The organism is Mesorhizobium sp. YL-MeA3-2017 (genome assembly GCF_030814575.1).
In the GTDB taxonomy this organism is placed as follows: domain Bacteria; phylum Pseudomonadota; class Alphaproteobacteria; order Rhizobiales; family Rhizobiaceae; genus Mesorhizobium; species Mesorhizobium terrae.
Genome location: NZ_JAUSVH010000001.1, coordinates 3,441,332 through 3,463,008, shown reverse-complemented (window position 1 = coordinate 3,463,008; position 21,677 = coordinate 3,441,332). Strand labels below are relative to the sequence as shown.

20 protein-coding genes and 1 riboswitch are annotated in these 21,677 nt (G+C 65.4%); of the genes, 13 read left to right on the top strand and 7 right to left on the bottom strand.

The features are described 5' to 3' along the window. Positions 1–5 precede the first annotated feature (5 nt). A riboswitch (cobalamin riboswitch) is annotated at positions 6–211 on the top strand. Between the two features lie 183 nt (positions 212–394). Genes QFZ88_RS16625 through QFZ88_RS16605 form a run of 5 tightly spaced genes read left to right on the top strand, consistent with a single transcriptional unit; the run spans position 395 to position 5,987 of the window. Further along, entirely contained in the window at positions 395–2,257 is a 1,863-nt protein-coding gene (locus QFZ88_RS16625; protein WP_051504796.1) for a TonB-dependent receptor domain-containing protein, read from the top strand. A gap of 20 nt (positions 2,258–2,277) precedes the next feature. Next, positions 2,278–3,165, top strand: coding sequence for an ABC transporter substrate-binding protein (locus QFZ88_RS16620; protein ID WP_051504798.1), 888 nt, complete (start codon positions 2,278–2,280; stop codon positions 3,163–3,165). Then, positions 3,162–4,163 (top strand): FecCD family ABC transporter permease, encoded by a 1,002-nt coding sequence (locus tag QFZ88_RS16615; RefSeq protein WP_024924416.1) that lies wholly within the window; start codon positions 3,162–3,164, stop codon positions 4,161–4,163. Before QFZ88_RS16620 ends, QFZ88_RS16615 begins: the two co-directional genes overlap by 4 nt. Next, a complete protein-coding gene (locus QFZ88_RS16610) occupies positions 4,160–4,969 on the top strand; it encodes an ABC transporter ATP-binding protein (protein WP_024924415.1) in 810 nt (269 codons plus the stop codon). The genes QFZ88_RS16615 and QFZ88_RS16610 overlap by 4 nt, the downstream gene beginning before the upstream one ends. Further along, positions 4,956–5,987 carry a DUF6925 family protein gene (locus QFZ88_RS16605; protein ID WP_024927244.1) on the top strand — a complete coding sequence of 344 codons (1,032 nt, stop codon included), beginning with the start codon at positions 4,956–4,958 and terminating at the stop codon, positions 5,985–5,987. Before QFZ88_RS16610 ends, QFZ88_RS16605 begins: the two co-directional genes overlap by 14 nt. Before the next feature lie 111 nt (positions 5,988–6,098). Here QFZ88_RS16605 and QFZ88_RS16600 read toward each other — a convergent pair whose 3' ends face one another. The 6 genes from QFZ88_RS16600 to QFZ88_RS16575 form a co-directional block, all read right to left on the bottom strand. Then, on the bottom strand, positions 6,099–6,650 hold the full coding sequence (locus QFZ88_RS16600) for an invasion associated locus B family protein (protein ID WP_244431155.1): 552 nt from the start codon (positions 6,648–6,650) through the stop codon (positions 6,099–6,101). A 336-nt stretch (positions 6,651–6,986) separates the two neighbouring features. Continuing rightward, positions 6,987–8,471, bottom strand: coding sequence for a M81 family metallopeptidase (locus QFZ88_RS16595; RefSeq protein WP_024922621.1), 1,485 nt, complete (start codon positions 8,469–8,471; stop codon positions 6,987–6,989). A gap of 72 nt (positions 8,472–8,543) precedes the next feature. Continuing rightward, the gene (locus QFZ88_RS16590; RefSeq protein ID WP_024922620.1) at positions 8,544–8,915 is read right to left on the bottom strand and encodes a RidA family protein; all 372 of its coding nucleotides are present in this window, start codon (positions 8,913–8,915) and stop codon (positions 8,544–8,546) included. Positions 8,916–8,932: 17 nt separating this feature from the next. Next, on the bottom strand, positions 8,933–9,760 hold the full coding sequence (locus tag QFZ88_RS16585; RefSeq protein ID WP_024922619.1) for a carbohydrate ABC transporter permease: 828 nt from the start codon (positions 9,758–9,760) through the stop codon (positions 8,933–8,935). After that, entirely contained in the window at positions 9,757–10,626 is an 870-nt protein-coding gene (locus QFZ88_RS16580) for a carbohydrate ABC transporter permease (protein ID WP_024922618.1), read from the bottom strand. Before QFZ88_RS16580 ends, QFZ88_RS16585 begins: the two co-directional genes overlap by 4 nt. 284 nt (positions 10,627–10,910) lie before the next feature. Further along, positions 10,911–12,140, bottom strand: a complete 1,230-nt coding sequence (locus QFZ88_RS16575) for an ABC transporter substrate-binding protein (RefSeq protein WP_024922616.1) — start codon at positions 12,138–12,140, stop codon at positions 10,911–10,913. Between the two features lie 180 nt (positions 12,141–12,320). On the opposite strand from QFZ88_RS16575, the gene QFZ88_RS16570 reads away from it, so the two are divergent. From QFZ88_RS16570 to QFZ88_RS16540, 7 genes are all read left to right on the top strand, one after another. Beyond that, on the top strand, positions 12,321–13,088 hold the full coding sequence (locus QFZ88_RS16570) for an SDR family oxidoreductase (RefSeq protein WP_024922615.1): 768 nt from the start codon (positions 12,321–12,323) through the stop codon (positions 13,086–13,088). Positions 13,089–13,094: 6 nt separating this feature from the next. After that, positions 13,095–14,156, top strand: coding sequence for an ABC transporter ATP-binding protein (locus QFZ88_RS16565; protein ID WP_024922614.1), 1,062 nt, complete (start codon positions 13,095–13,097; stop codon positions 14,154–14,156). Beyond that, positions 14,153–15,034 (top strand): MurR/RpiR family transcriptional regulator, encoded by an 882-nt coding sequence (locus tag QFZ88_RS16560; RefSeq protein WP_024922613.1) that lies wholly within the window; start codon positions 14,153–14,155, stop codon positions 15,032–15,034. The genes QFZ88_RS16565 and QFZ88_RS16560 overlap by 4 nt, the downstream gene beginning before the upstream one ends. A 2-nt stretch (positions 15,035–15,036) precedes the next feature. Next, positions 15,037–16,461, top strand: a complete 1,425-nt coding sequence (locus tag QFZ88_RS16555; RefSeq protein ID WP_307418270.1) for a GH1 family beta-glucosidase — start codon at positions 15,037–15,039, stop codon at positions 16,459–16,461. A gap of 38 nt (positions 16,462–16,499) precedes the next feature. Continuing rightward, the gene (locus QFZ88_RS16550; RefSeq protein ID WP_024922611.1) at positions 16,500–17,570 is read left to right on the top strand and encodes a D-TA family PLP-dependent enzyme; all 1,071 of its coding nucleotides are present in this window, start codon (positions 16,500–16,502) and stop codon (positions 17,568–17,570) included. A 34-nt stretch (positions 17,571–17,604) separates the two neighbouring features. Next, entirely contained in the window at positions 17,605–18,078 is a 474-nt protein-coding gene (locus QFZ88_RS16545) for a hypothetical protein (RefSeq protein WP_024922610.1), read from the top strand. A 232-nt stretch (positions 18,079–18,310) separates the two neighbouring features. Further along, positions 18,311–19,357 carry a polysaccharide deacetylase family protein gene (locus tag QFZ88_RS16540; RefSeq protein ID WP_024922609.1) on the top strand — a complete coding sequence of 349 codons (1,047 nt, stop codon included), beginning with the start codon at positions 18,311–18,313 and terminating at the stop codon, positions 19,355–19,357. Between the two features lie 2 nt (positions 19,358–19,359). Here QFZ88_RS16540 and QFZ88_RS16535 read toward each other — a convergent pair whose 3' ends face one another. Beyond that, positions 19,360–20,499: a citrate synthase gene (locus tag QFZ88_RS16535; RefSeq protein ID WP_024922608.1), complete on the bottom strand. Its 1,140-nt coding sequence runs from the start codon at positions 20,497–20,499 to the stop codon at positions 19,360–19,362. 78 nt (positions 20,500–20,577) lie between these two features. Here QFZ88_RS16535 and QFZ88_RS16530 point away from each other — a divergent pair, with 78 nt between their 5' ends. Beyond that, positions 20,578–21,666: a citrate synthase/methylcitrate synthase gene (locus QFZ88_RS16530; protein WP_024922607.1), complete on the top strand. Its 1,089-nt coding sequence runs from the start codon at positions 20,578–20,580 to the stop codon at positions 21,664–21,666. Positions 21,667–21,677: the final 11 nt, after the last annotated feature.

Genomic DNA, 21,677 nt, shown 5'->3' with positions numbered 1-21,677 from the left:
TGGCTAGCTTCCGAATCGGAATTGGTTCCGCCGCGAGGCGGATGAAAAGGGAACACGGTGAGGCCGAGCAATCGGACGAAGCCGCGACTGCCCCCGCAACTGTAACCGTTGAGCCTTCTTCCACGATGCCACTGGCGCTGACGCGACCGGGAAGGCGGAAGAGAGCGATGACACGGAAGTCAGGAGACCTGCCTGTTCCGGTCACCCATGCTTGATCACGGGGTGTGATCAGGCGCGGTCGTCCGTGGCGGTGACACGACAAAGTGTTGCCGCGTGCCGGAACGGCCGAGAGGTGAAATGCGACCCGTCGCAAATCCTCGCATCGCCACATCCGTCTGCGGTTCGTGATGAACCTTGCGGCGCCGTTGCGCCGTCGATCCTTTTGGGGGCGGAAGTGAAAAAGACTGTTTTCCTGGCCGGCGCAGTGGCGCTGGCTTCGACGAACCATGCCGGCGCGCAGGACGATAATGACCGCGGCGACGTCACGATGCTCGACCGCATCGTGGTCACCACACCGCTGAGACGCGAAACCACGCTGGAGCGCTCGACTTCCTCGGTGACTGTGATCGATGCCAGGAGCATCGAACGCTCGGCCGCGCCCGATCTGCCCTCGCTGCTGAAAGCCTATACAGGCGTTTCCATCATCACCTATGGCGGTCAGGGTGCCGGCGCCAATCTTTATCTGCGTGGCATGTCAGCCAGCCAGACGCTGGTGCTGGTCAATGGCGTCCGGGCGAGTTCTGTCACCACCGGCACCGCCTCGCTCGGCAACATCCCGCTCGATTCGATCGAACGCATCGAAATCGCCAAGGGCGCGCATTCGGCGCAATACGGCTCCGACGCCATGGGCGGTGTCGTCAACATCATCACCAAGCAGGGCGGCCCCTGCGCCGACGGCCGCGACAGCAGCGCCTCCATCACCACCGGCGTCAGCCATCCGTGGGGCGGAACCCTGTCCGGCAATTTGCGCGGCCGCAACGCGAGCGGCGTCGACTATTCGATCGGCGGCAGCGTCATCGGCACGCGCGGCTATGATTTCACCACGCCGACGGCCTGGGGCCACGAGCCGGACGATGACGGCTTCCTGCTCGGCTCGATAAACGCTTCGCTGTCGAAGCAGTTCGACTGGGGGCGCATCTATGGCGACGCGCTGATTTCGCGCAGCCGCGGCCAGTACGACGCCTCCTATCCCGACGCCAATGAAGTCGACACGACAAGTTTCGTCGGCAAACTGGGCGCCGAGATCAAACATGCCGAAGACTGGATCTCGACGATCGAACTGTCGAACTCCGTCGACCGCTCCCGCAATTTCCGCGACGGCGTGGCCGGCGACAGCCGTTTCAATTCCAGCCGCTACGGCATCTTCGCATCGACCCAGAAGGGTTTCGACACCGGCGCCATGTCGCATGTGCTGACCAGCGGCGTGGAGGCCTATCGCGAACAGGTGGATTCCACCGTCAAATTCGACGTGACCGCGCGTACGCTGGCGGCGGTGTTCAGCCAATACTCGCTATCATACGACGCGCTGACGATCGACAGCGGCATCCGCTATGACCACAACGGCCAATTTGGCGGCGCCACCACCTACAATGTCGGCGCGAGCTATGAAATCCTGCCCGACGTCACGTTGCGCTCATCCTATGCCACCGGCTTCAGGGCACCGAGCTTCAACGAGCTTTATTATCCGGGCTATTCCAACCCGGACCTCAAGCCGGAAAAATCCAAATCCTACGAAGTCGGGCTAAACTGGCGGGCGGGCGCCGACACCAGTCTCGACCTCGCCTTCTACCAGACCTGGCTGGCCGACGCGATCGCGTCCAATCCGCCGACTTATCGGCCCTTCAACGTGGCCAAGGCCCGCATCACCGGTTTCGAGGCGGCGCTCGACCACCGCTTCAACACTGAATGGGCCGGAAAGGTGACTGTCGATGTGCGCGAACCGCTCAACCAAGACAACGGCAAATACATCCCCTATCGCGACCGGTTCAAGGCGACGGCCGAGATCACCTATAGCCCGACCGAACAGCTCGATCTGACCGCCCGTCTGCTCTACGGCGCGGCGCGCTATGCCAACGCGGCCAACACGGTGAAACTGCCGGACTATGTGACGATGGACTTCACCGCGCTCTATGCGCTCGACGCCCGTTCGCAGGTGAAGTTCGCGGTCGAGAACCTGTTCGACGCCGAATATTCGACGGTGACGGATTATCGCGCGCCCGGCCGGACTTTCAATCTGAGCTTCACCCGGACATTCTGACGGTGAACGAGGACAAGGCGATGGCACCAGACAGCACAAGCCACACCGGCTGGATCGACCGTGCCGCCGCCTTTGCACTGACAGCGGGCCTTGCCCTCGTCGCGTTTGCCGGCGCGGCGCGCGCCGGCGAGGCGCCGCGACGCGTCGTCTCGACGAATGTCTGCACCGACCAGATGGCAATGCTGTTGGCCGCCGACGGCCAGCTTCATTCCGTTTCCTATCTTGCCGCCGATCCCAACACCTCGGTGCTGGTGGACGAAGCACAGCGCTTCGCGATCAATCACGGATTGGCCGAGGAAGTGTTCCTGATGCAGCCGGACCTCGTTCTTGCCGGCAGCTATACGACGCGAGCGACGGTCGGCCTGCTCAGGAGGCTCGGTATCCGCGTTGAGGAATTCGCGCCCGAAACCTCCTTCGACGACGTCAAGGCGGGCCTCAGGCGGATGGGCGACATGCTCGGCCGCCGCAACCGCGCCGAGGCGCTGGTGGCCGAGCTCGACCGCAAGCTGGCCGCAGCCAGGGCCAAGGCGCATCCCGACATCACCGTCGCTACCTATTACGCCAATGCCTACACCTCCGGCGCCGGCACCCTGGTCGACGCGGTGGTAACCGCGTCGGGCCTGACCAATCTCGCCACCAGGCTTGGCATGTCCGGAACCCAGCAATTGCCGCTGGAGTTGCTGGTCATGGCCAGGCCGGACATGCTGGTCGACAGCGAGGCGCGCTACGCCGCGCCGGCCCTTGCCCAGCAGACCTTTGTCCACCCCGCCTACAGAACGCTGGCGGCGGAAACCGGCAGCATTTCCGTGCCGGCCAGATACACGATCTGCGGCACCCCGTTCACGGCGGAGGCAGTGCAATTGCTTGTCGAGGCGGCCAGCGATCATTCGGGAGCCGAAAAGCCATGAGTGAAACGACCCGCTACCGCGCCCTGCTCGCGGCGCTGACAGTCCTGGTCGTGCTGCTGTTCATGCTGTCGCTGACGGTCGGTCCGGCAGCCATCGCCTTCGGCGACAGCATGCGCGCGCTGTTCTCCGACAAGGCGGACGAAATCGTACTCATCATGCGCGAGATCCGGCTGCCGCGCGCGCTCCTCGGCTTGATGGTCGGCGCCACGCTCGGCCTTTCGGGCGCGGCCCTGCAAGGCTATCTGCGCAACCCGTTGGCTGAACCCGGCCTGATCGGCGTCAGCGCCTCGGCCTCGCTCGGCGCCGTGCTCGCCATCTATTCCGGCCTGACGATGCTGTTTCCCTTCGCCTTGCCACTGGCAGCGCTCGCGGGGGCGATGGTCGCCGTCATCGTCGTGCAGGCGCTCGCCGGAGGGCGCGGCAGCACGCTTACCATCATCCTGGCCGGCGTCGCCGTCTCCAGCCTCGCCGGGGCCATGACCTCGCTAGCGCTCAACCTGTCGCCCAATCCCTTCGCGGCGTTGGAGATCATGTTCTGGATGCTCGGCTCGCTCACCGACCGTTCGATGACCCATGTCTGGCTGGCGGCGCCGTTCATGCTTGCCGGCTGGGCGGTGCTGCTGACACTCGGCCGCGCGCTCGACGCCTTGACGCTCGGCAGCGACACCGCGGCCTCGCTGGGCATCGACATACGCCGCGTGCAGCGCCTGGCGGTGCTCGGCACCGCCGCTTCCGTGGGCGCCGCCACCGCCGTGGCCGGCGCCATCGGCTTCGTCGGGCTGGTGGTGCCGCATCTGCTGCGACCGCTGGTGGGAGCACGGCCCTCGCGGCTGCTGCCGGCTTCCGCCCTTGGCGGCGCGGCGGTGGTTCTCGCCGCCGACATCCTCGTGCGCGTCATCGCACCGGGCAAGGACCTCAAACTCGGCGTGCTCACCGCGATCGTCGGCGCGCCGTTCTTCCTGTGGCTCGTCTATCGCGAACGGCGGAGGCTGGCATGAGCCTGCTGACCCTCACCAGCCTTTCCGCCTCGCTCGGCGCCCGGCGCGTGCTGGAAGACATTTCCTTCACCGTCCGGCCGGGCGAATTCGTCGGATTGATCGGCCCCAACGGCGCCGGCAAGTCGACATTGCTGCGCTCGGTGCTCGGCCTCGTCGCGGCACGAGGCAGCATCGTCATCAACGGACGCGATGCCGCCGGGATGAACGCCCGAGAACGGGCTGCAGCGGTGGCCTATCTGGCGCAGGAGCGCGAACTTGCCTGGGCAATCCCGGTCGAGATGGTGGTGGCGCTGGGGCGGACTCCGCACCGCGCGGGATTTGCCGCCCCGTCGCCTGACGACCGCGCCGCCGTGGAGCGGGCGATGCGGCGCATGGAAGTGGACGGCTTCCGCGACCGCGCAGCGACCGAACTGTCCGGCGGCGAAAAGGCGCGGGTGCTGATCGCACGCGCGCTGGCGCAGGAAACACCGCTGCTGCTCGCGGACGAACCGACCGCCGGCCTCGACCCGTCGCACCAGATCACGCTGATGCGGCTGTTTGCCGAACTGGCGGGGCAAGGCCGCAGCGTCGTCGCCTCGCTGCACGATCTCGGTCTCGCGGCGCGCTGGTGCAGCCGGCTGCTCATCCTCGACGGCGGCCGTCTGGTGGCCGACGGCGCGCCGGACCAGGTGCTGACACCGCAGGCGCTGCGCGATGTCTATGGCGTCGAGGCCTATTTCGGCACGGCGCACGGGCGAGCCGTCGTCCAACCGCTCGACCTCGCCGAACCAGCCCAACAACAGGAAGAAGACCATGACCGACCTTGAGCCGCTGCTGCAAACCCATCTCGGCGACTGGCGGTCCGGCTGGAGCATGGGTTCCTTCGGCGCCATTGCCGAATTCCACCAGGACAAGGGCGAACAGCCGGTGATCGACGACGGGCTGGAACTGGCGCGCGCGACGCGGCGCGGTGGCATCCGGCTGGAGCGGCGGCGCCTCGCCGACGTGACCGCGATCGCCTATGAGACGCTGAGCCCGAAACGACATCGCTGGAGCCATGCCGTGGCACTCTGCCTGCCGGAGGCCAATGCGCGGCGCGCGGAACGCAAGGTGCTGACCGAGATCGGACCGGACGACCACGCGATCCGCGGTATCGACCGCACCGGCATCCTGTTCGACATGGGGCTCGGCCTGGCGCAGTGCGATTTCTGCATCCGCACCAGCGACCCGAAGCTGCTTGGCGAGCTGCGCGCCAATCTCGGCCGCTCCTTGTTCGAGGCAGGCAACAATGCGACCGCCGCCATCCTGTCGACGCATCCGCATCGTGTGGCGCTGACCGCGCTCGGCCGCGTCGAGGTCTATCAGAAGATCGGCGGACCGGACACTGGCGGTGTTTCGCCGCCCGGCCCGCACACACATCTCCTGCCGAAGCTGCTGGCCAGCGGCCGCACCCATTCGGCCAACACCCCGATCCCGGCCGGCCTCTTGCCGCTGGCCTTCCTGCATCCCGGCAATCCGGTGATCGGCGCGCTCGGCGAGGAACAGGCCTTCGATCCGGACCTGCACGTGGCGTTTCAGGCGCTGCTCACCCGGTATGGCACCGGCGAAGCATTGGAGGCAAAGGCCGCGGTCGGCGAAGCGCTGGCGACAGGCGTCGAACCTCGAGGGTGGGTGCCGCCGTCAGGCCGCGTTGCGCGGGCTGCCGCACGCATCGCGCTGAGACAGGAGGCGCGGCTTGCGGCCCAGGGCGGTGACAAGGCGCGCGCCGATATCGTCGCCGACTGGCAAATCGCGTTCGATCAACTGGAACCTGAGGCTGAGGAAGACGAGGCGCCCGGACATTGACCTGGCCCACAACCTCGAAAATCGGGTTCGCTTTTCGGAACGAACCAGCCGCTGTGCCAAACTGCTGGAGTGTCCTTTTCGCGCCCGACAGGAAGCGCGGCGTTCAAGCCGCTACTTCGTTGCTACCATCTTGTCGACGGCGGCGGTGAAGCCCTTCAACGGGACGGGGATGGTGACAGGTTTGCGCGTCACCGCTTCCATGCCGATGCTCAGCGTCGTGCCGGATTTCAGCGTCTTCAGCAGGGCCGGCGCCAGCGGCACGGCCGCATAGGCGCCGTTCTGGTCGCTGGTCTGGATGGCGGCGGTCGCCTTTTCGCCTTCGTCGACCTGGTAGGAGACCCCTGACGGCAAGAACAGCCCATGCGGCAAGGCCAGCAGCAAGGTCAGTTCGCCCTTTTCCCCCTGCCGCCGCACCGTCAGCGTCAGCACGCGCTGGCCGGTCTTGGTTTCGGTCAAGTTCTGCGAAGCCTGGCACTCGAGATCAGTGCTCGAAACCCCGCTGGCGCAATTGATCAACCAGGGCGCACCGTCGGCCGGCTTTGCCGCATCGAGCTTGGCCTCCTGGCCCATTGCCGGCATCGCCATGCCGAGCAGGACGAGGGCCGCGGCAACGCTCCGGCGCCCGCCGGACAGAAAACCGCGAATATTTTTCGACATTGTCATCAACCCGTCCCTGGAAGTTTCGAGCGCGTTCTCTACACCAGCCGGGACCGCCAGCAAAGTGTAACCGGACGCAAACACGTATGCTCTACCCGGGCAAGCGCGGCAGTACTTCCAACTATTTTTGGGTGTATTTCAGCGGGAAGTTCGCTGGCGCGGTAAATTTGGCTAGACTTCCCGCGCCTGGGGTTCGGGTGGAATGGGTTCGGTCGCGCACGCCGTATCGTATCTCGACCGGCGTGCGCGGCCTGACCATTGTTGCAATCCGTCGACCTCGGCTCTTTGCCGGGCAGCGTCGCGGGGTGTTTGGCCGTCGCGACGTCGACCGTCCAGGCCAGCCTAGTTCTGCGCGTCTTTCCAAGGATCGCTGACGCGCGGCCAGATCGGCCGCACCAGTTTGGCGTAGTCGGTCGCCCTGGGGTCGCTCGGATAGGAGCTCGGCGCCGACACATAGATGATCTCGGCGGCGATCGGTTCGAAGCCGGCGTAGAAATGGTTGGTCGACTTGATCAGCAGCACGTCCTTCGTCAGCGGATCGAGGCCCAAGTTGGAAAAGATATCCGGCTCGAAAGTCTGCGTGCGGTTGGTGTTGAGGATGACGTCGATCTCGGTGCCTTCCAGCCGCACCAGCGCTGCGGCGCCCAGCGTCACACGGCTCGGGCCGAAGCTCTGCCACCCTTCGTCGACGGCCTTGACCACGCGCACCTTGGCGTCGATCGGCTCGCCGGCGAGCGGGCCGGCCTTGCCGCCGAAGCGCAGGTCGATGACGGCACCCTCGCCCGCAGCGTGGCAAAAGGTGACGGCGAGCGGGTCCCAGATGGTGGCGACGCCGACATTCTTGAGCCCGCGCGCCAGCATCGCGCGCAGCAGCGACGTGCCGTCGCCGGCGACGCCGCCGCCGGGATTGTCCCAGACATCGGCGATGACCACCGGCTTTGCTCTCTCGGAAGCGCGCACGACAAGCGCGCGGTCGATGCCCGGATCCGCCGTCAGCATCGGCATGGCGAGCTGCCCGCGCAACGCGTAAAGCTCGCGTCCCAGCCGCTCGGCCAGCGCGTCGCCCTTCTTCTTGTCATTGTCGGTGACGACCATGACGCGCGCGCCCATCTCCGGCACGTCGGCGGCCATGAAGCCGTGGATGACGGAGACCGACAGGATGCCGTCCTTGCCGTGCAGCGCCTTGATGCGATCGACGAAACCGCGCATCGGCTGGCGGCTGGTCGGCATCACCTCGATCATGCGGCAATCGAAGGTGGAGATGACGGGCTTGATCTCGCCACGCGCGGCGGCGAGGCCGAGTTCGACGACATGTTCGCCGCGTTCATAGAAATCGGTGTGCGGGAATTCGAGGAAGGCGGCCAGGATGTTGGCCGCCGCCACCCGCTTCGGCGTCAGATGGCTGTGCGGGTCGAGCTCGGAAGCGACCACGACATCCGGCCCGACGATCTCGCGCACGCGCGCCAAGAGGTCGCCCTCGCAATCGTCATAGCCTTGCGCCACCATCGCGCCATGCAGGCCGAGGATGACGGCGTCGACGGGAAGCGCTGCGCGCAGCTGGTCGAGAATTTCGTCGCGCAGCGCTTCGAACGTCTGGCGCTGCACCAGCCCGCCGGGCTCGGCCCAAGTCGCCGTACCTTCGATCACGGTCAACCCTTCGGCAGCGGCGCGACGGCGCAACGCGACGATCGGCGAAGAGCACAAAGTCGGCGTTTCCGGATGCTCGCCCGGCCCGGCATAAAAGGCCATCTCGAAGGATGCCCGGTCGGTCGGCACGGGGGAGAAGGTGTTGGTTTCGGTCGCCAGCGAGGCGGTGAAGATACGCATGGGGTACTCTATCAGCTTGGGAGTTGTGCCCCTCCGCCGCTTGGGCGGAGAAGCTAGCGCAAGTGCCGGTCTTTATTTCACCGGCGCGTAGGCAACGGCCTCGATCTCGACCTTGATGTCGATCATCAACCGCGATTCCACCGTGGTGCGGGCCGGTGGCTCCTTGGCGAAGACGGAGCCATAAACCTTGTTCATGCCGCCGAAGTCGCGGGCGTCCTCGATCCAAACGGTGGTTTTCACCACATCGTCCATGGTGGCGCCGGCCAGCGCCAGCGCCGCCTTGACGTTTTCCAGCACCTGCCGGGTCTGCGGCTCGATACCGCCATCGACCACCGTGCCATCGGCGCGCACCGGCACCTGACCCGAGACGAAAACGAAGTCGCCGGCCCTGACCGCCGGCGAAAGCGGCACATGCGAGGACCCGAAAACCTGCTTGCGTGACATGTCTCAAATTTCTCCTGTTATTTGACCGCGCCGATGGCGAGGCCGCGAACGAGATAGCGCTGCAGCCAGGCAAACATCACCGCCACCGGCAGCGTGGCAAGCAAGGCCGCGGCCATCACATGATGCCATTCGATGGTGTAGCGGCCGGCAACCAGCGCGAACACCTGAATGGGCAGCGTGTAGTTCTCCTGACTGCGCAGGATCGTCAATGCCACGATGAACTCATTCCAGGCGTTGATGAAGGTAAAGATGGCGGTGACGGCGATGGCCGGCAGGCAAAGCGGCAGGAACACCTTGCGCAGGGTGAGCCAGCGGCTGGCCCCTTCCATCCAGGCCGCTTCCTCTAGATCGCGCGGGATGGTGTCGAAATAGCTCTGCAACATCCACACGGTGAAGGCGACGTTGAAGGCCATGTAGACGACGCCAACGGCCGTCGTGCTCTCGATCAGCCCCCAGGCGGCGATCAGCCGGAACAGGCCGAGCACCAGCACGATGGACGAGATCATCTGCGAGACCAGCAGGAACTGCCGCATCAGCCCGTAGCCGGCGAAACGGAAGCGCGACATGGCATAGGCAGCGGGAATGGAAATCAGGATGGCGCCGACGGTGGCCAGGATCGAAACGTAGAGCGAATTGATGAGCGCCCGGCCGAAACCGGTCGCCACCCACATGTCGGCGAAGTTCGACCAGCGGAATTCGCTCGGCCACCAGGTCGGAGACAAAACCTCGGTGCGCGGCTTCACCGCCGTCAGGAACATCACCGCGAAGGGAAACAGCGTGACGACGATCAACGGCGCCAGCAAAAGCCAGGCGATTATGGAACGGACGAGTTTGCTCTTTTTCATGCCTGCCGCTCCCGCATGGCCAGCCGCACATAGATCATGGTGAAGATGAGCAATATGGCGAACATCACCAGCGAGACGGCGGAGGCCTCGCCGAGTTTGCCGACGCGGAAGGCCAGCTTGTAGAGATAGGTGACCAGGATGTCGGTGGAATTGGCGGGCCCGCCCTGCGTCATCACCCAGATGATCGGGAAGGAATTGAAGACGTAGATCATGTTCAGCACGATGGCGATGTTGATGAACGGCTTCAGCAGCGGCAGCGTGATGGTGCGGAATTGCTGCCAGGGGGACGCCCCTTCGAGCGCGGCCGCCTCATAGAGATCGTCGGGGATCGAGGACAGACCGCCGAGGAAGATGGTGACCGTGAACGGCACCGTCACCAGGATACCGATCAGCACCTGCATCGGGAAGGCGGTGCCGGCGCTGGCCAGCCACTGGATGTTCTGGTCGATGATGCCGAGCCCGATCAGGGCCGAATTCAACATGCCGCTTTCGCCGTTCAGCGCCCAGCGCCAGACCACGGCGGTCATGGTCAGCGAGACCGCCCAGGGCAGCATGATGATGATGCGGGCGAGACCGCGGCCGTAGAAGTCGGAATTCAGGATCATCGCTACGGGGACCGACAGGATCAGCGCGCCGGCGACGACCGAAAGCGTCCACAGGCCGGTGCGCCACAGTGCGGCCATGAAGTCGGGATCGCCCGCAAGGGCTGCGAAATTGGCAAAGCCGATGAAGTCACGCAGCTGGCCAAAACGACTGACATCGTGGGTCGATATCTGGATCAGGTCGTAGACCGGCCAGAAGATGACCACCGCAGCCAGAAACAGGCTGGGCAAGGTGAGCAGATAGGGCAGCGCGCGATTGTGCATGCGAAAATCTGTCTAATCCGGTTGGGGCCTCGCCCGATCCCGCTTCACGAAGCCGCTTCCGTCCTGCGGAAGCGACCGCCCAACGATCAGGTCCACCTGGGCGACGACCTCGAAGGGAGGCAACGAGACCGGCGCCGCGGTGGACCTGACCGGTTCCCTCTTCTGATGCGGAAGGATGCCGGACGAAGCGGAGATCGGGCGAGAGAAGGCGCGGCGGCCTGGTTGGTGCCGCATTCTTCGCCGTGCCGTGGCACGCCCGGCGAAACCGGGCGCGCCGTCGGCTGCTACTTCTTCAGCACGCCGTTTGCCTTGGCGGCGGCGTCCTTCAGCGTCGCCTCCGGCTCACCCTGGCCGAGATAGATCTTCTGCACAGCGTCGCTGGTGATCTGCGCGATCTCCTCCCAACCCGGGATGACCGGAGCGAAGCGGGCTTCGGGCAGCAGTGCTGTAAAGGCGGCAAGACCGGCATTGTCGACATAATACGGCATCTTGGCCTCTTCCTTGTTCACCGGCAGGAAGCCTTCGTTCTGAGTGAACTTGGCGCGCTGCTTTGTGGTGAACAGGAAGTCGAGCAGTTTCCAGGCCTCATCCTTGTTCTTGGAATTCTTGAACATGATGATGGAGTCGGTGACGCCGTAGGTGCCGCGCGCGCCTGTCGGACCGGCCGGGATGGCGGCAACGCCGTATTTCAGGTTCGGCGCCTCGTCCTTGAGCTGGTTCATCATGAAGGGCGCGGTGACCATCATGCCGACCTTGCCCTGCTTGAACAGGGCCATGACGTCCTCGCGGTTCATCGAGGTGACACCGGGCTGGGTCAGTCCTTCGTCGATCATCGACTTGTAGAGTTTGGCCGCCTCAAGCGCTCCGGGCGTGCTCAGGCCGGAAGTGCCATCCTTGTTGAGGATTTCGGTGCCGAACGACCACATCGCGTAATAATAATAGACGTCGGTCTCGATCTCTTTGCCCTGGATGCCGTAACCGAAGGCGCCGTTGGCCTTGATCTTGCGGGCGTCCTCCTGAAGCTCGGTCCAGGTCGCTGGCGGGTTCTTGATGCCGGCTTTGTCGAACAGGTCCTTGTTGTAATAGAGCGCGCGCGCCGAAGCGGCGATCGGCAGACCGTAGGTCTTGCCTTCCATGATCGAGGGCGACAGGAAGGTCTCGATGAAGCGGCCCTTGAAATCCGGCGTCACATAGCTGTCGAGCGGTTCGGCGACGCCCTGCTGGACGAAGTCGATCAGCCAGCGCGTGCCGATGATCGAGAGATCCGCATTGGTGCCGGCGGCAATGTCGGTGGTCAGCTTCTGCAGCAACACGTCCCACGGAACTATTTCGAACTTCAGTGTCGTGCCGGGATTGGCCGCCTCGAATTCCTTCTTGACCTCTTCGAAATAAGGGCCGGTCTTGGAGCTGTATTCGGCGACGGTCACCCGCACTTCGCCCGCTTCCGCCTGTGCGGCCACCGCCAGCATGCTCAACCCGGCCAGGAGGCCGGCAGTCCATCGTGCCAGTTTCATAAAATCTCTCCCATTGTCTTTGCGGGCCGGCGGCCCGAGTCGCAACATGCGGTTTTGCCTTCATGTTACTTTCCTACATTATCGTGCAAAATCCACCTTTCAAGCAGATTTTTCTGTTGCTTAATTACATTTTTGCGCCTAGCCGTGAAAAGGTCCAGCCAGGGGGAGAGAGCACGGGCGATGTCCGACAAAGAGTTCCAGGGCAAGACCGTGGTGATCACCGGCGCGGGCGGCGGCCTGGGCTCGGCGCTGGTCGCGTTGCTTGCTGAGCGCGGCGCACGTGTGGTCGGCTGCGACCAGTCCATGGAGGCGCTGAGCAATCCGGCGATCGCCTCGCGCCATGTCTTCGACCTGACGGATCGCGCCGCGCTGGAGACGGCCGCGGCTAACCTTGTCGAACGCGATGGCGTGCCCGACATCCTCGTCAACAACGCCGGCTGGACCCGCGCCGAGACGCTTGTCGCGCTCAACGCGGCAAGCATCGAGCGCGAACTCGACCTCAACCTGACCGGCGTGATGACCTTCGCCGACCCGCTGACCAAGGCAATGGCGAAACGCGGCGGCGGCAGCGTCGTCTTCGTGTCCTCGGTCAACGCCATCGCGCATTTCGGCAATCCGGCATATGCCGCCGCCAAGGCCGGCATCAACGCCTATGCCAAGGCACTTGCCGTCGAGCTTGGTCGCAGCGGCGTGCGCGCCAATGTCGTGTGCCCCGGCTCGATCCGCACCGCCGCCTGGGATCACCGGCTGGAGAAAAACCCCGACATTCTCGGCAAACTGAAGCGGCTCTATCCGCTCGGGCGCATCGTCAATGCGAAGGAAGTGGCGGAAGCCGTCGCCTTCCTCGCTTCAGAGCGCGCCTCGGGCATCACCGGCGTCGTCATGCCTGTCGATGCCGGTTTGACGGCGGGCTATCTGCCATTCATCGACGACATTCTGGGAGGTTAGCCAGACATGACCGACGTCTCGTTCCGCAACCTGTCAAAGTCCTTCGGGCATCACAAAATTCTGGAGGACATCAATCTCGAGATCGCCAGTGGCGAGTTCGTCGTGCTGGTCGGCCCATCGGGCTGCGGCAAGTCAACGCTTTTGCGCATGCTGGCCGGACTGGAGACGATCAATGCCGGCGACCTGCTGGTCGGCGGCGTGCGGTCCAACAACCTGCCGCCGCAGAAGCGCAACATCGCCATGGTGTTCCAGTCCTATGCGCTGTTCCCGCATCTGAAAGCGGCGGAGAACATCGGCTTCGGCCCCAAGATCCGCGGCGAGAGCGGGCCGGTGGTCGAGGAGAAGGTCAAGAAAGCGTCCGGCATCCTCAACCTGTTCTCCTATCTCGACCGCTATCCACGCCAGCTTTCAGGTGGCCAGCGCCAGCGTGTCGCCATGGGTCGCGCCATCGTGCGCGAACCTTCAGTCTTCCTGTTCGACGAGCCGCTCTCCAATCTCGACGCGCAACTGCGCGTGCAGATGCGCACCGAGATCAAGGCGCTGCACCAGCGGCTCAAATCCACCATCGTCTATGTCACGCACGACCAGATCGAGGCGATGACCATGGCCGACCGCATCGTGGTAATGGACAAGGGCCGTATCCAACAGGTAGGCAGGCCGCTCGACCTCTATGACAAGCCGGCAAACAAGTTCGTCGCCTCCTTCATCGGCTCGCCATCGATGAGCTTCGTTTCCGGGGCGCTGAAAGCGGCATCGGACGGCGGTTGGTTCGAGCCTGCGGGCGGCGGCCGGCTGAAGCTTGCCGGCAGCGCAGCCGCTGGCGGCACCATAGAGGCCGGCATTCGGCCCGAGCATTTTATCGCCGGCGGCGATGGCGCCATCACCATTCGTGTCGACGTCGTCGAACCGACCGGCTCCGAGACCCATGTCTATGGCGCCATCGGCAGCGACCCGGTGCGCGCGGTGTTCCGCGACCGCATCGCAGTGAAGCCCGGCGACCAGCTTCCGGTCAGCGTCGCCCCCCGAAACATCCATCTTTTCGACACGGCAACGGGCCTGCCGCTGTGAAAAGCCCGGCGGACATCATCACCCGCCTGCAAATGATGGCGCAGGACGGCACCAAGTCGGATCGCCGGCTGGCCAGCATGGTGCTGTCCGAACCCGATTTCGTCTCCAAGGCGGCAATCTCCGAGATCGCCGCGCGGGCCGCCATCAGCGAACCGACGGTGACGCGCTTCTGCCGCAGCCTCGGCTGCGAAGGCCTGCGCGATTTCAAGTTCTACCTTGCCCAGGCCATCGCCATCGGCGGCCAGTATCTGTCGGCCGAGCCGCCCGGCAGCGACGTGCGCGAGCAGCGCATCGCGGCCGCCATCACCGAATCCGCCATCGCCGCCATCCAGCGCGCCACCGGCAGCCTCGCCATGCCGAAGCTGATCGAGATCGCCGAGCGCATAGCCGTTTCCGGCAATATTCTGTGCGTCGGCTCCGGCGGTATCTCCTCGATGATGGCGACGGAAATGCAGAACAGGCTGTTCCGGCTCGGCCTGTCGGCGCTCGCCCAGGTCGACGGACAGTTGCAGCGCATGTATGCGTCTGTGGCGACGCCCGAAACCACGGTGGTCGCCTTCTCGGTGTCGGGCTATGCGCGCTCGACGGTCGAGGCCGTGCAGGTGGCCCGCCAGTACGGCGCCGTCACCGTGGCCGTCACGCCGCCGGAGTCCGCGCTCGCCAAGGCGGCCGAAACGGTGATCCCGTTCCAGGCGGTCGAGGACGGCAACATCTACAAGCCGACCTCGTCGCGCTACGCGCTGCTGGCCATCCTCGACATCATCGCCACGGCAACCGCCGAAGCGCGGGGATCGAAGGCATTGGAAAATCTGCGCCGGATCAAGCAAAGCGTGAACACGCTGAAGGTGGCCGATCCGCGCCTGCCGCTCGGAGATTGACCGTGGCACTTCCCTCCACCCTTTCCGGCCAGTCTCGCGTGATTGCTGAAACACCAGCAGCACTCGGTGCCACATTCCCGCGCGACTTTCTGTTTGGTGTCGCGACCGCCGCCTATCAGGTCGAAGGCGCGCTCGCCGAGGATGGGCGTGGTGAATCGGTCTGGGATCGATTCCTGCGAGAGCCCGGCCGCGTCGTCGACGGCAGCGACGGTTCCGTCTCGGCCAACCACTATCATCGCTGGCGCGAGGATCTCGGCATCATGACCGAACTGGGCCTCAGCGCCTATCGCTTCTCCGTCTGCTGGTCCCGGCTCCAGCCGACCGGCAGCGGCGCGGTCAATGAAGCGGGCCTCGGTTTTTACGATCGGCTCGTCGACGGTCTTCTGGAACGGGGCATCGAACCCATCGCCACGCTTTTCCATTCCGACATGCCCGCCGCGCTGATGGAGAACGGAGGCTGGTGTGCGCGTGAAACCAGCACACGCTTCGCCGACTTCGCAGAACATGTGGCACGGAGGCTCGGCGACCGGGTCCGCAGCTGGTTCACCATTGCCGAGCCTTATACGCTGATGCGCCACAGCTATGTGCTTGGCGAGCATGCGCCGGGCTTTCGACTGTCGACCGGCGCGGCGCTGCCGGTGATGCATCACCTGCTTCTCGGCCATGGCCTGGCGACAAGGGCGATCCGCGCGCATTCGAATGCCAGAATCGGCCTGACCAATCATTCCTCACCCTGCCGGCCCGCCTCGAATGCTCCCGAAGACAGAGCCGCGACCGTCCTGTTCGATGCGCTGCGCAACAACCTCGTCACCGATGCCGTTCTGCTCGGCCGCTATCCGAAGGAACTGGAGGCCCTGCCCGACGCCAACTGGTCCGCGGTGCGGGAAGGCGATTTGGACATCATCAAGGCGCCGATCGACTGGCTCGGTCTGACCTATTTCCACCCGCTCACGGTCACCGCGCTGAAACCCGCTGCCACGCCCGCCCTTGAGCCTTTCGAGGTTGAGGTGACGGGCGGCGCCGCGGAAACAACGATGGGATGGCCGATCGTGCCCAGTGGCCTCGGCGAGGTCCTGACCGCCCTCCGCGACCGTTACGGCGATAAGCTGCCGCCTGTCGTCATCACCGAAAATGGCTGTTCGATGCCAGACCAGCTCTCCGAAGACGGCCGTGTCGACGATCCGGGGCGAATTCGCTTCCTGTCGGGCCACCTGCAGGTGCTGACTGAAGCGATGCGGTCCGGCATTCGTGTCGATGGCTACTTCGTCTGGTCGTTCCTGGACCATTTCGAATGGGAACTTGGCTACACCAAGCGGTGGGGCATCGTGTATGTCGATTTCGCCACCCAGCAGCGAACGCTGAAATCGAGTGCCCGCTGGTACCGGGAGCTGATCGAGAGCTGGCGCTCCGCCACCGGCCAGGTTTGAAAGATCGACAACCGTTTCTGCCGACAAGAGACAAAAAGATGAGCCCACGCCCGAAAACCATCGCCGAAATCGACACGCCTGCCGTGCTGATCGATCTCGACCGCGCCGAGCGCAACATCGCCCGCGCCCAGGCTGCTGCCGATGCGGCGGGCGTGAAGCTCAGGCCGCATATCAAGACGCACAAATTGCCCTATTTCGCGAAAAAGCAGGTCGAAGCCGGCGCCGCCGGCATCACCTGCCAGAAGATCGGCGAGGCCGAGGTGATGGCGGATGCCGGGCTGACCGACATCTTCCTGCCCTACAACATCATCGGCAAGGCGAAGCTGGAGCGGCTGCTGGCCCTGCATCGGCGCGTGACGCTTTCGGTGACCGCCGACAGCGCGACCACCGTCGCCGGGCTCGCTGAAATGTTCACGGACGCTAGCCGCCCGCTGAAAGTGCTGATCGAATGCGACACGGGTGCCGCCCGCTGCGGCGTGCAGACGGCTGAGCAAGCGCTGACGCTGGCAAAGCAGATCGCTTCGGCGCCCGGCCTGACCTTCGGCGGTCTGATGACCTATCCCGCCGCCGGCGCGCCGGAAGCCGCGGAAACCTGGCTCGCCGACGCCCGCGACCTGCTGGCAAAGGAAGGCTTCGCCTGCGAGACCGTGACCAGCGGCGGCACGCCCGACATGTGGCGCAGGCAGGACGCAGCCATCGTTACCGAATACCGGCCCGGCACCTACATCTATATGGACCGCTACCAGGTCGAGAAGGGTGCGGCCAGCGCGGACGATTGCGCGCTGACCGTGCTCGCCACCGTCGTCTCCGCACCAACGCCGACCCGCGCCATCCTCGACAGCGGCTCGAAGGCACTGTCGAGCGACCTGCTCGGCCTGCCGGACCATGGCGAACTGGTCGGCATCCCCGGCGCGCGCGTCACGGCCTTGAGCGAAGAGCATGGCAAGGTCGAACTCAGCGGCGGCGCCAGGCTTGCCGTCGGCGACCGCGTGCGCGTGTTGCCCGACCATGCCTGCGTCGTCACCAATCTGTTCGACGAGGTCTATCTGATTTCCGGCGACCGCGTCGTCGACATCCTGCCCGTCGCCGCGCGCGGCAAACTCTCCTGAACCATTTCTGCAGACGAACCTTACCGGAGCCGACATGACCGAGACCAAGAACCCCTTTGCCGGCGACGCCGACCGCGCCTTCATCTGGGAGATGCTGATGCCGCGCGACTTCGAGGCCTTTGCCGCGCAGGATTGGTCGATGGTGGCCAATGATTTCGACGAGGTGCGCTTCCTCGGCATCCATGCCCACAATTCTCCCAACCAGGACGATTGGAACGCCGCCTTCCCGACGCTGCAGGCCTATCGCGACGAATGGCTGCGCCAGGCGGCCGAATCCGCCGCCGTCGCCTATGCCGAGCCGTTGCCATCGGCCCTGCTCAAGGCGGTGACGCTCAACCGCATCGAGATCAACGGCAATGTCGCGGTGGCGCACAAGAAGTTCGACGGCACCGTGCCGCTGGCCGATGGCGGCAGCGACCGGCTGAACTGGCAGACGCTCTATTTCTGCCGCAACGATGGCGACCGTTGGCGCATCGCCGGCTTTGTCGGCTACATGAAATACCGCTGAGGCGGTTGCGGGCATCGCCTTGCCCGGCAAGGCGATGACACCCAAAACGTAGCGCTGCACGGGCAGTTTATTAACTGGCGCTGGAATAGGCTTTCAGCGGCCGTGCCATCGGCCATCGACGCGTCCTGCATTCCGCGGGCGCGTAGCAGAGCCGAGGAATGTCCGTGCAACGCCATCCTGGATCGGAAGGCCGCCTTGCCAATGCCGCCAGCTTCGCGGACGGGGCGCCGGCATGTCGCTGAAAAATTCGGCCAAGCGGTTTCTGAAACATGGCGCCATCCGCGCTGGCCTCGAAGGGGTAGCCCTGACCAGGGCAGGTGCGCTGTGGCCGGCGGCGGCGGGTCGCGGCGTCATTCTCACCCTGCATCATGTGCGCCCAGCCCGGCGCGGCGGCTTCGACCCGAACGCGACGCTGTCGGTGACGCCTGAATTCCTGGACGAGGCGATCCGGGTCTGCGTCGGAACCGGCCTGACGCCGGTGGCGCTGGACGATCTGCCGGCACTGCTCGCCGACAGGCAGGACAAGCGCCGCTTCGTCGTGTTCACGCTGGACGACGGCTTCCGCGACAATGCCGAGCATGCCGCGCCGGTGTTCCGCCGGCACCACGTGCCCTACACCATCTTCATCGCCAAGGGCTTCGTCGAGCGCACCCGCTCCATATGGTGGGAGACCGCCAAGGTGCTGACCCGCTCGAAGGACAAGTTCGAATTCGACTTCGGCGGTGGCGGCGAGACGGTGCTGACCGACACGCCAAGCCGCAAGCAGGACGCCTATGAGCGCATCGTACACTACGTCCACTCAAACGACGAAGACGTTGCGGTGGCGCAGATCGACCGGGCCGCGCGCTCGCGCATGATCGAACCGCTCTCCATCGTCGACCAGTTGATCATGAACGCCGACGAACTGCGCGCGCTTGCCGCCGACCCGCTCGCCCGTTTCGGGGCCCATACGCAGACCCATATCAACATGGCGCGTGTCGGCGCCGACCGCCTCGCCGACGAGATTTCCGGGTCGATCGCGGCGGTGGAAACCTATATCGGGCGCCGGCCGACGACCTTCGCCTATCCCTATGGAACCAAGGTCGCGGTGACGCCACGCGAATTCGACGCGGTGGCCAAGGCGGGCATCCAGCTGGCGGTGACGACGCGGCCCGGCGTGCTCGACGCGACCAGCCTGGAGCGACCGACGGCGCTGTCGCGGGTCTCGCTCAACGGCCACTACCAGAAGCGGCGCTATGTGAAGGCGCTGCTGACCGGCATTCCGTTCCGCCTGCTCTAGATTCATCCCTCTGCCGGCAACTGCCCTTCATAGCGGGCGCGCGGGCGGATCGGCTTGCCCGAAGCGATCTGTTCGATGGCATGCGCAGTCCAGCCGACGCTGCGGCCAAGCGCGAACAGCCTGATCGGCGCGTCGGCGGGCAGGCGATAGGACCGGGTCAACGCCACCAGCGCGAAATCGATCGTCGGCTCGCTGCCGGTCGCGGCGTGCGCTGCATGACGCAATTCCTCGACATTGTCTTCCAGCACCATGTCGGCCAGCAGGCCGGCGGCGCGCGGGTCGCCATTCGGGTAGAGCATGTGGCCGAAGCCCGGCAATGGCCGGTCATGGTCGATCCAGCGCGCAATGGCGGCTTTCGCGCCAAGCCGCGCCGCATCGTCCACCAGCATGGCGACGGCTTCGGCGGCGGTGCCGTGGCGTGGGCCATAAAGCGTCGAAAGACCGGCCAGAAGACAGGCGGCCAGCGGCGCGCCGGTCGAGGCGGCCACCCGTGCCGCGAAAGCCGAGGCGTTGAGCTCATGGTCAGCCACAAGCACCAACACCCGGCGGATCACCTCGGTCGCCGGTTCGACACGCCAGCCCCTGGCAAGCCTGGCATGCACCGGCTCGGTTCCCGGCGTCGCGCCGAGCGCGCCGGCAAGGGCCGCGATCGCCGGCATCGCGTCGGCCTGCAATGCCGTTGCCGTGCGCCCAAGCGAAGGCTGTCCCTTCGCGGCCAAGGCCGCGAGCACGGCGAAAGCCTGGGCGAGGCCCGTCTCGGTCGGAGCGCCCGATGTCGCGAAACGCGCCGGACCATCGGCCGCCCACAAAAGGCGCGCCGCTTCCTCCAGTGTCGCTGTACGGGAAAACTCCACCGCATCCTTGCCGCGATAGATCAGCCGACCGCCGATCACCGTGGAAATGGCGGTGGCGAAAACCGGTTCGCCCCAGGCCACCGCGCTTTCGGCGATCGCCGAAACCCGCCGACCGCGGGCGCGGCGCGTGGTCAGAGCAGCGATGTCCTCGGAACGATAGAGGCTGCGGCGCGGATCTGCCGGATCGGGCCGCATGCCGATCTGGCCGCGACTGACATAGGCGTAAAGGGTCTGCGGCCGCACGCCCAGCCTGTCCAGCGCTTCGTCCCGGGTCAGCCAGGCATTCATATTGATTCTCTTGATCAAGATTGATGACAATCAATAGCAGCATTATCTCGTCTCGAACAACGATCAAGGAGACGGACGATGACAAGCGGGCTCGACGACGTGATTGCAGCCGAAACCGTGCTATCCGAGGTCGACGGCCTCGGCGGCCATCTCACCATAAGGGGCTATGCCCTACGCGACCTTGCCGGCCACCGCGACTTCGCCGGTGCGGTGCACCTTCTGTTCGACGGCTTCTTCGCTGACCTGCCGGATGCGAAGGAACTGGCGGCGCGGCTTGGCCAGGCACGCGTCGAGGTGTTCGAGCGGATCGCCCCGCTGCTGCCGACCCTTGCCAAATTGGATGTCTATGACGGCATGCGCGCCGGCACAGCGCTGATGCCGGACGGCGCCACATTGGACGATGCACTGAGGCTGGTCGCGGCGCCTGCGGTGTTGACCCCCGCATTGCTGCGGCTGCGCCAGGGCAAAACGACGGTCGCGCCCGATGCCAAGGCCTCCCATGCCGCCGACATGCTGCGCATGCTGGCCGGCAAACCGGCGAAACCGGAACTGGCGGCTGCGCTCGACGCCTATCTCGTCACGGTCTGCGATCATGGCCTCAACGCCTCGACCTTTGCCGCGCGCGTGGTGGCCTCGACCCAGGCCGGCCTGACCTCCGCGACACTCGCGGGGCTTGGCGCCTTGAAAGGCCCTCTGCATGGCGGCGCGCCCGGCCCGGTCATCGCCATGCTGGATGCCATCGCCGCCTCCGGCGACGCCGCCGGCTGGATCTCAAAGGAACTGGCCGCAGGCCGCCGCATCATGGGCTTTGGCCACCGCATCTACCGTGTACGCGACCCGCGCGCCGACGTGCTGAAGAGCGTGGTGCGCCGGCTCGGTCCCGATGGCGAGGCCGGACGCCGCCTGGCTTTCGCCGAAACGGTCGAGCAGGCAGCGCTTGCCGCGCTGAAGCGCGCCAAGCCCGATCGTGTCCTGCAGACCAATGTCGAGTTCTACACCGCGCTGCTGCTCGAGGCGGCGGGGTTCCCGGAAGAGGCTTTTACCTGCGTCTTCGCGGCCGGACGCACGGCCGGCTGGATCGCGCATGCGCGCGAACAGCTGGCGACGGGCCGTCTGATGCGCCCGCAATCGCGTTATATCGGGCCTGTGCCGGACCTTGTCGCCTGACCGGCGACGGC

Bases quoted from the DNA above. Each gene is read 5' to 3' on its own strand.
- QFZ88_RS16620 (WP_051504798.1), top strand. From the start codon at position 2,278: ATGGCACCAGACAGCACAAGCCACACCGGCTGGATCGACCGTGCCGCC.
- QFZ88_RS16615 (WP_024924416.1), top strand. From the start codon at position 3,162: ATGAGTGAAACGACCCGCTACCGCGCCCTGCTCGCGGCGCTGACAGTC.
- QFZ88_RS16610 (WP_024924415.1), top strand. From the start codon at position 4,160: ATGAGCCTGCTGACCCTCACCAGCCTTTCCGCCTCGCTCGGCGCCCGG.
- QFZ88_RS16605 (WP_024927244.1), top strand. From the start codon at position 4,956: ATGACCGACCTTGAGCCGCTGCTGCAAACCCATCTCGGCGACTGGCGG.
- QFZ88_RS16600 (WP_244431155.1), bottom strand. From the start codon at position 6,650: ATGACAATGTCGAAAAATATTCGCGGTTTTCTGTCCGGCGGGCGCCGG.
- QFZ88_RS16595 (WP_024922621.1), bottom strand. From the start codon at position 8,471: ATGCGTATCTTCACCGCCTCGCTGGCGACCGAAACCAACACCTTCTCC.
- QFZ88_RS16590 (WP_024922620.1), bottom strand. From the start codon at position 8,915: ATGTCACGCAAGCAGGTTTTCGGGTCCTCGCATGTGCCGCTTTCGCCG.
- QFZ88_RS16585 (WP_024922619.1), bottom strand. From the start codon at position 9,760: ATGAAAAAGAGCAAACTCGTCCGTTCCATAATCGCCTGGCTTTTGCTG.
- QFZ88_RS16580 (WP_024922618.1), bottom strand. From the start codon at position 10,626: ATGCACAATCGCGCGCTGCCCTATCTGCTCACCTTGCCCAGCCTGTTT.
- QFZ88_RS16575 (WP_024922616.1), bottom strand. From the start codon at position 12,140: ATGAAACTGGCACGATGGACTGCCGGCCTCCTGGCCGGGTTGAGCATG.
- QFZ88_RS16570 (WP_024922615.1), top strand. From the start codon at position 12,321: ATGTCCGACAAAGAGTTCCAGGGCAAGACCGTGGTGATCACCGGCGCG.
- QFZ88_RS16565 (WP_024922614.1), top strand. From the start codon at position 13,095: ATGACCGACGTCTCGTTCCGCAACCTGTCAAAGTCCTTCGGGCATCAC.
- QFZ88_RS16550 (WP_024922611.1), top strand. From the start codon at position 16,500: ATGAGCCCACGCCCGAAAACCATCGCCGAAATCGACACGCCTGCCGTG.
- QFZ88_RS16545 (WP_024922610.1), top strand. From the start codon at position 17,605: ATGACCGAGACCAAGAACCCCTTTGCCGGCGACGCCGACCGCGCCTTC.
- QFZ88_RS16540 (WP_024922609.1), top strand. From the start codon at position 18,311: ATGTCGCTGAAAAATTCGGCCAAGCGGTTTCTGAAACATGGCGCCATC.
- QFZ88_RS16535 (WP_024922608.1), bottom strand. From the start codon at position 20,499: ATGAATGCCTGGCTGACCCGGGACGAAGCGCTGGACAGGCTGGGCGTG.
- QFZ88_RS16530 (WP_024922607.1), top strand. From the start codon at position 20,578: ATGACAAGCGGGCTCGACGACGTGATTGCAGCCGAAACCGTGCTATCC.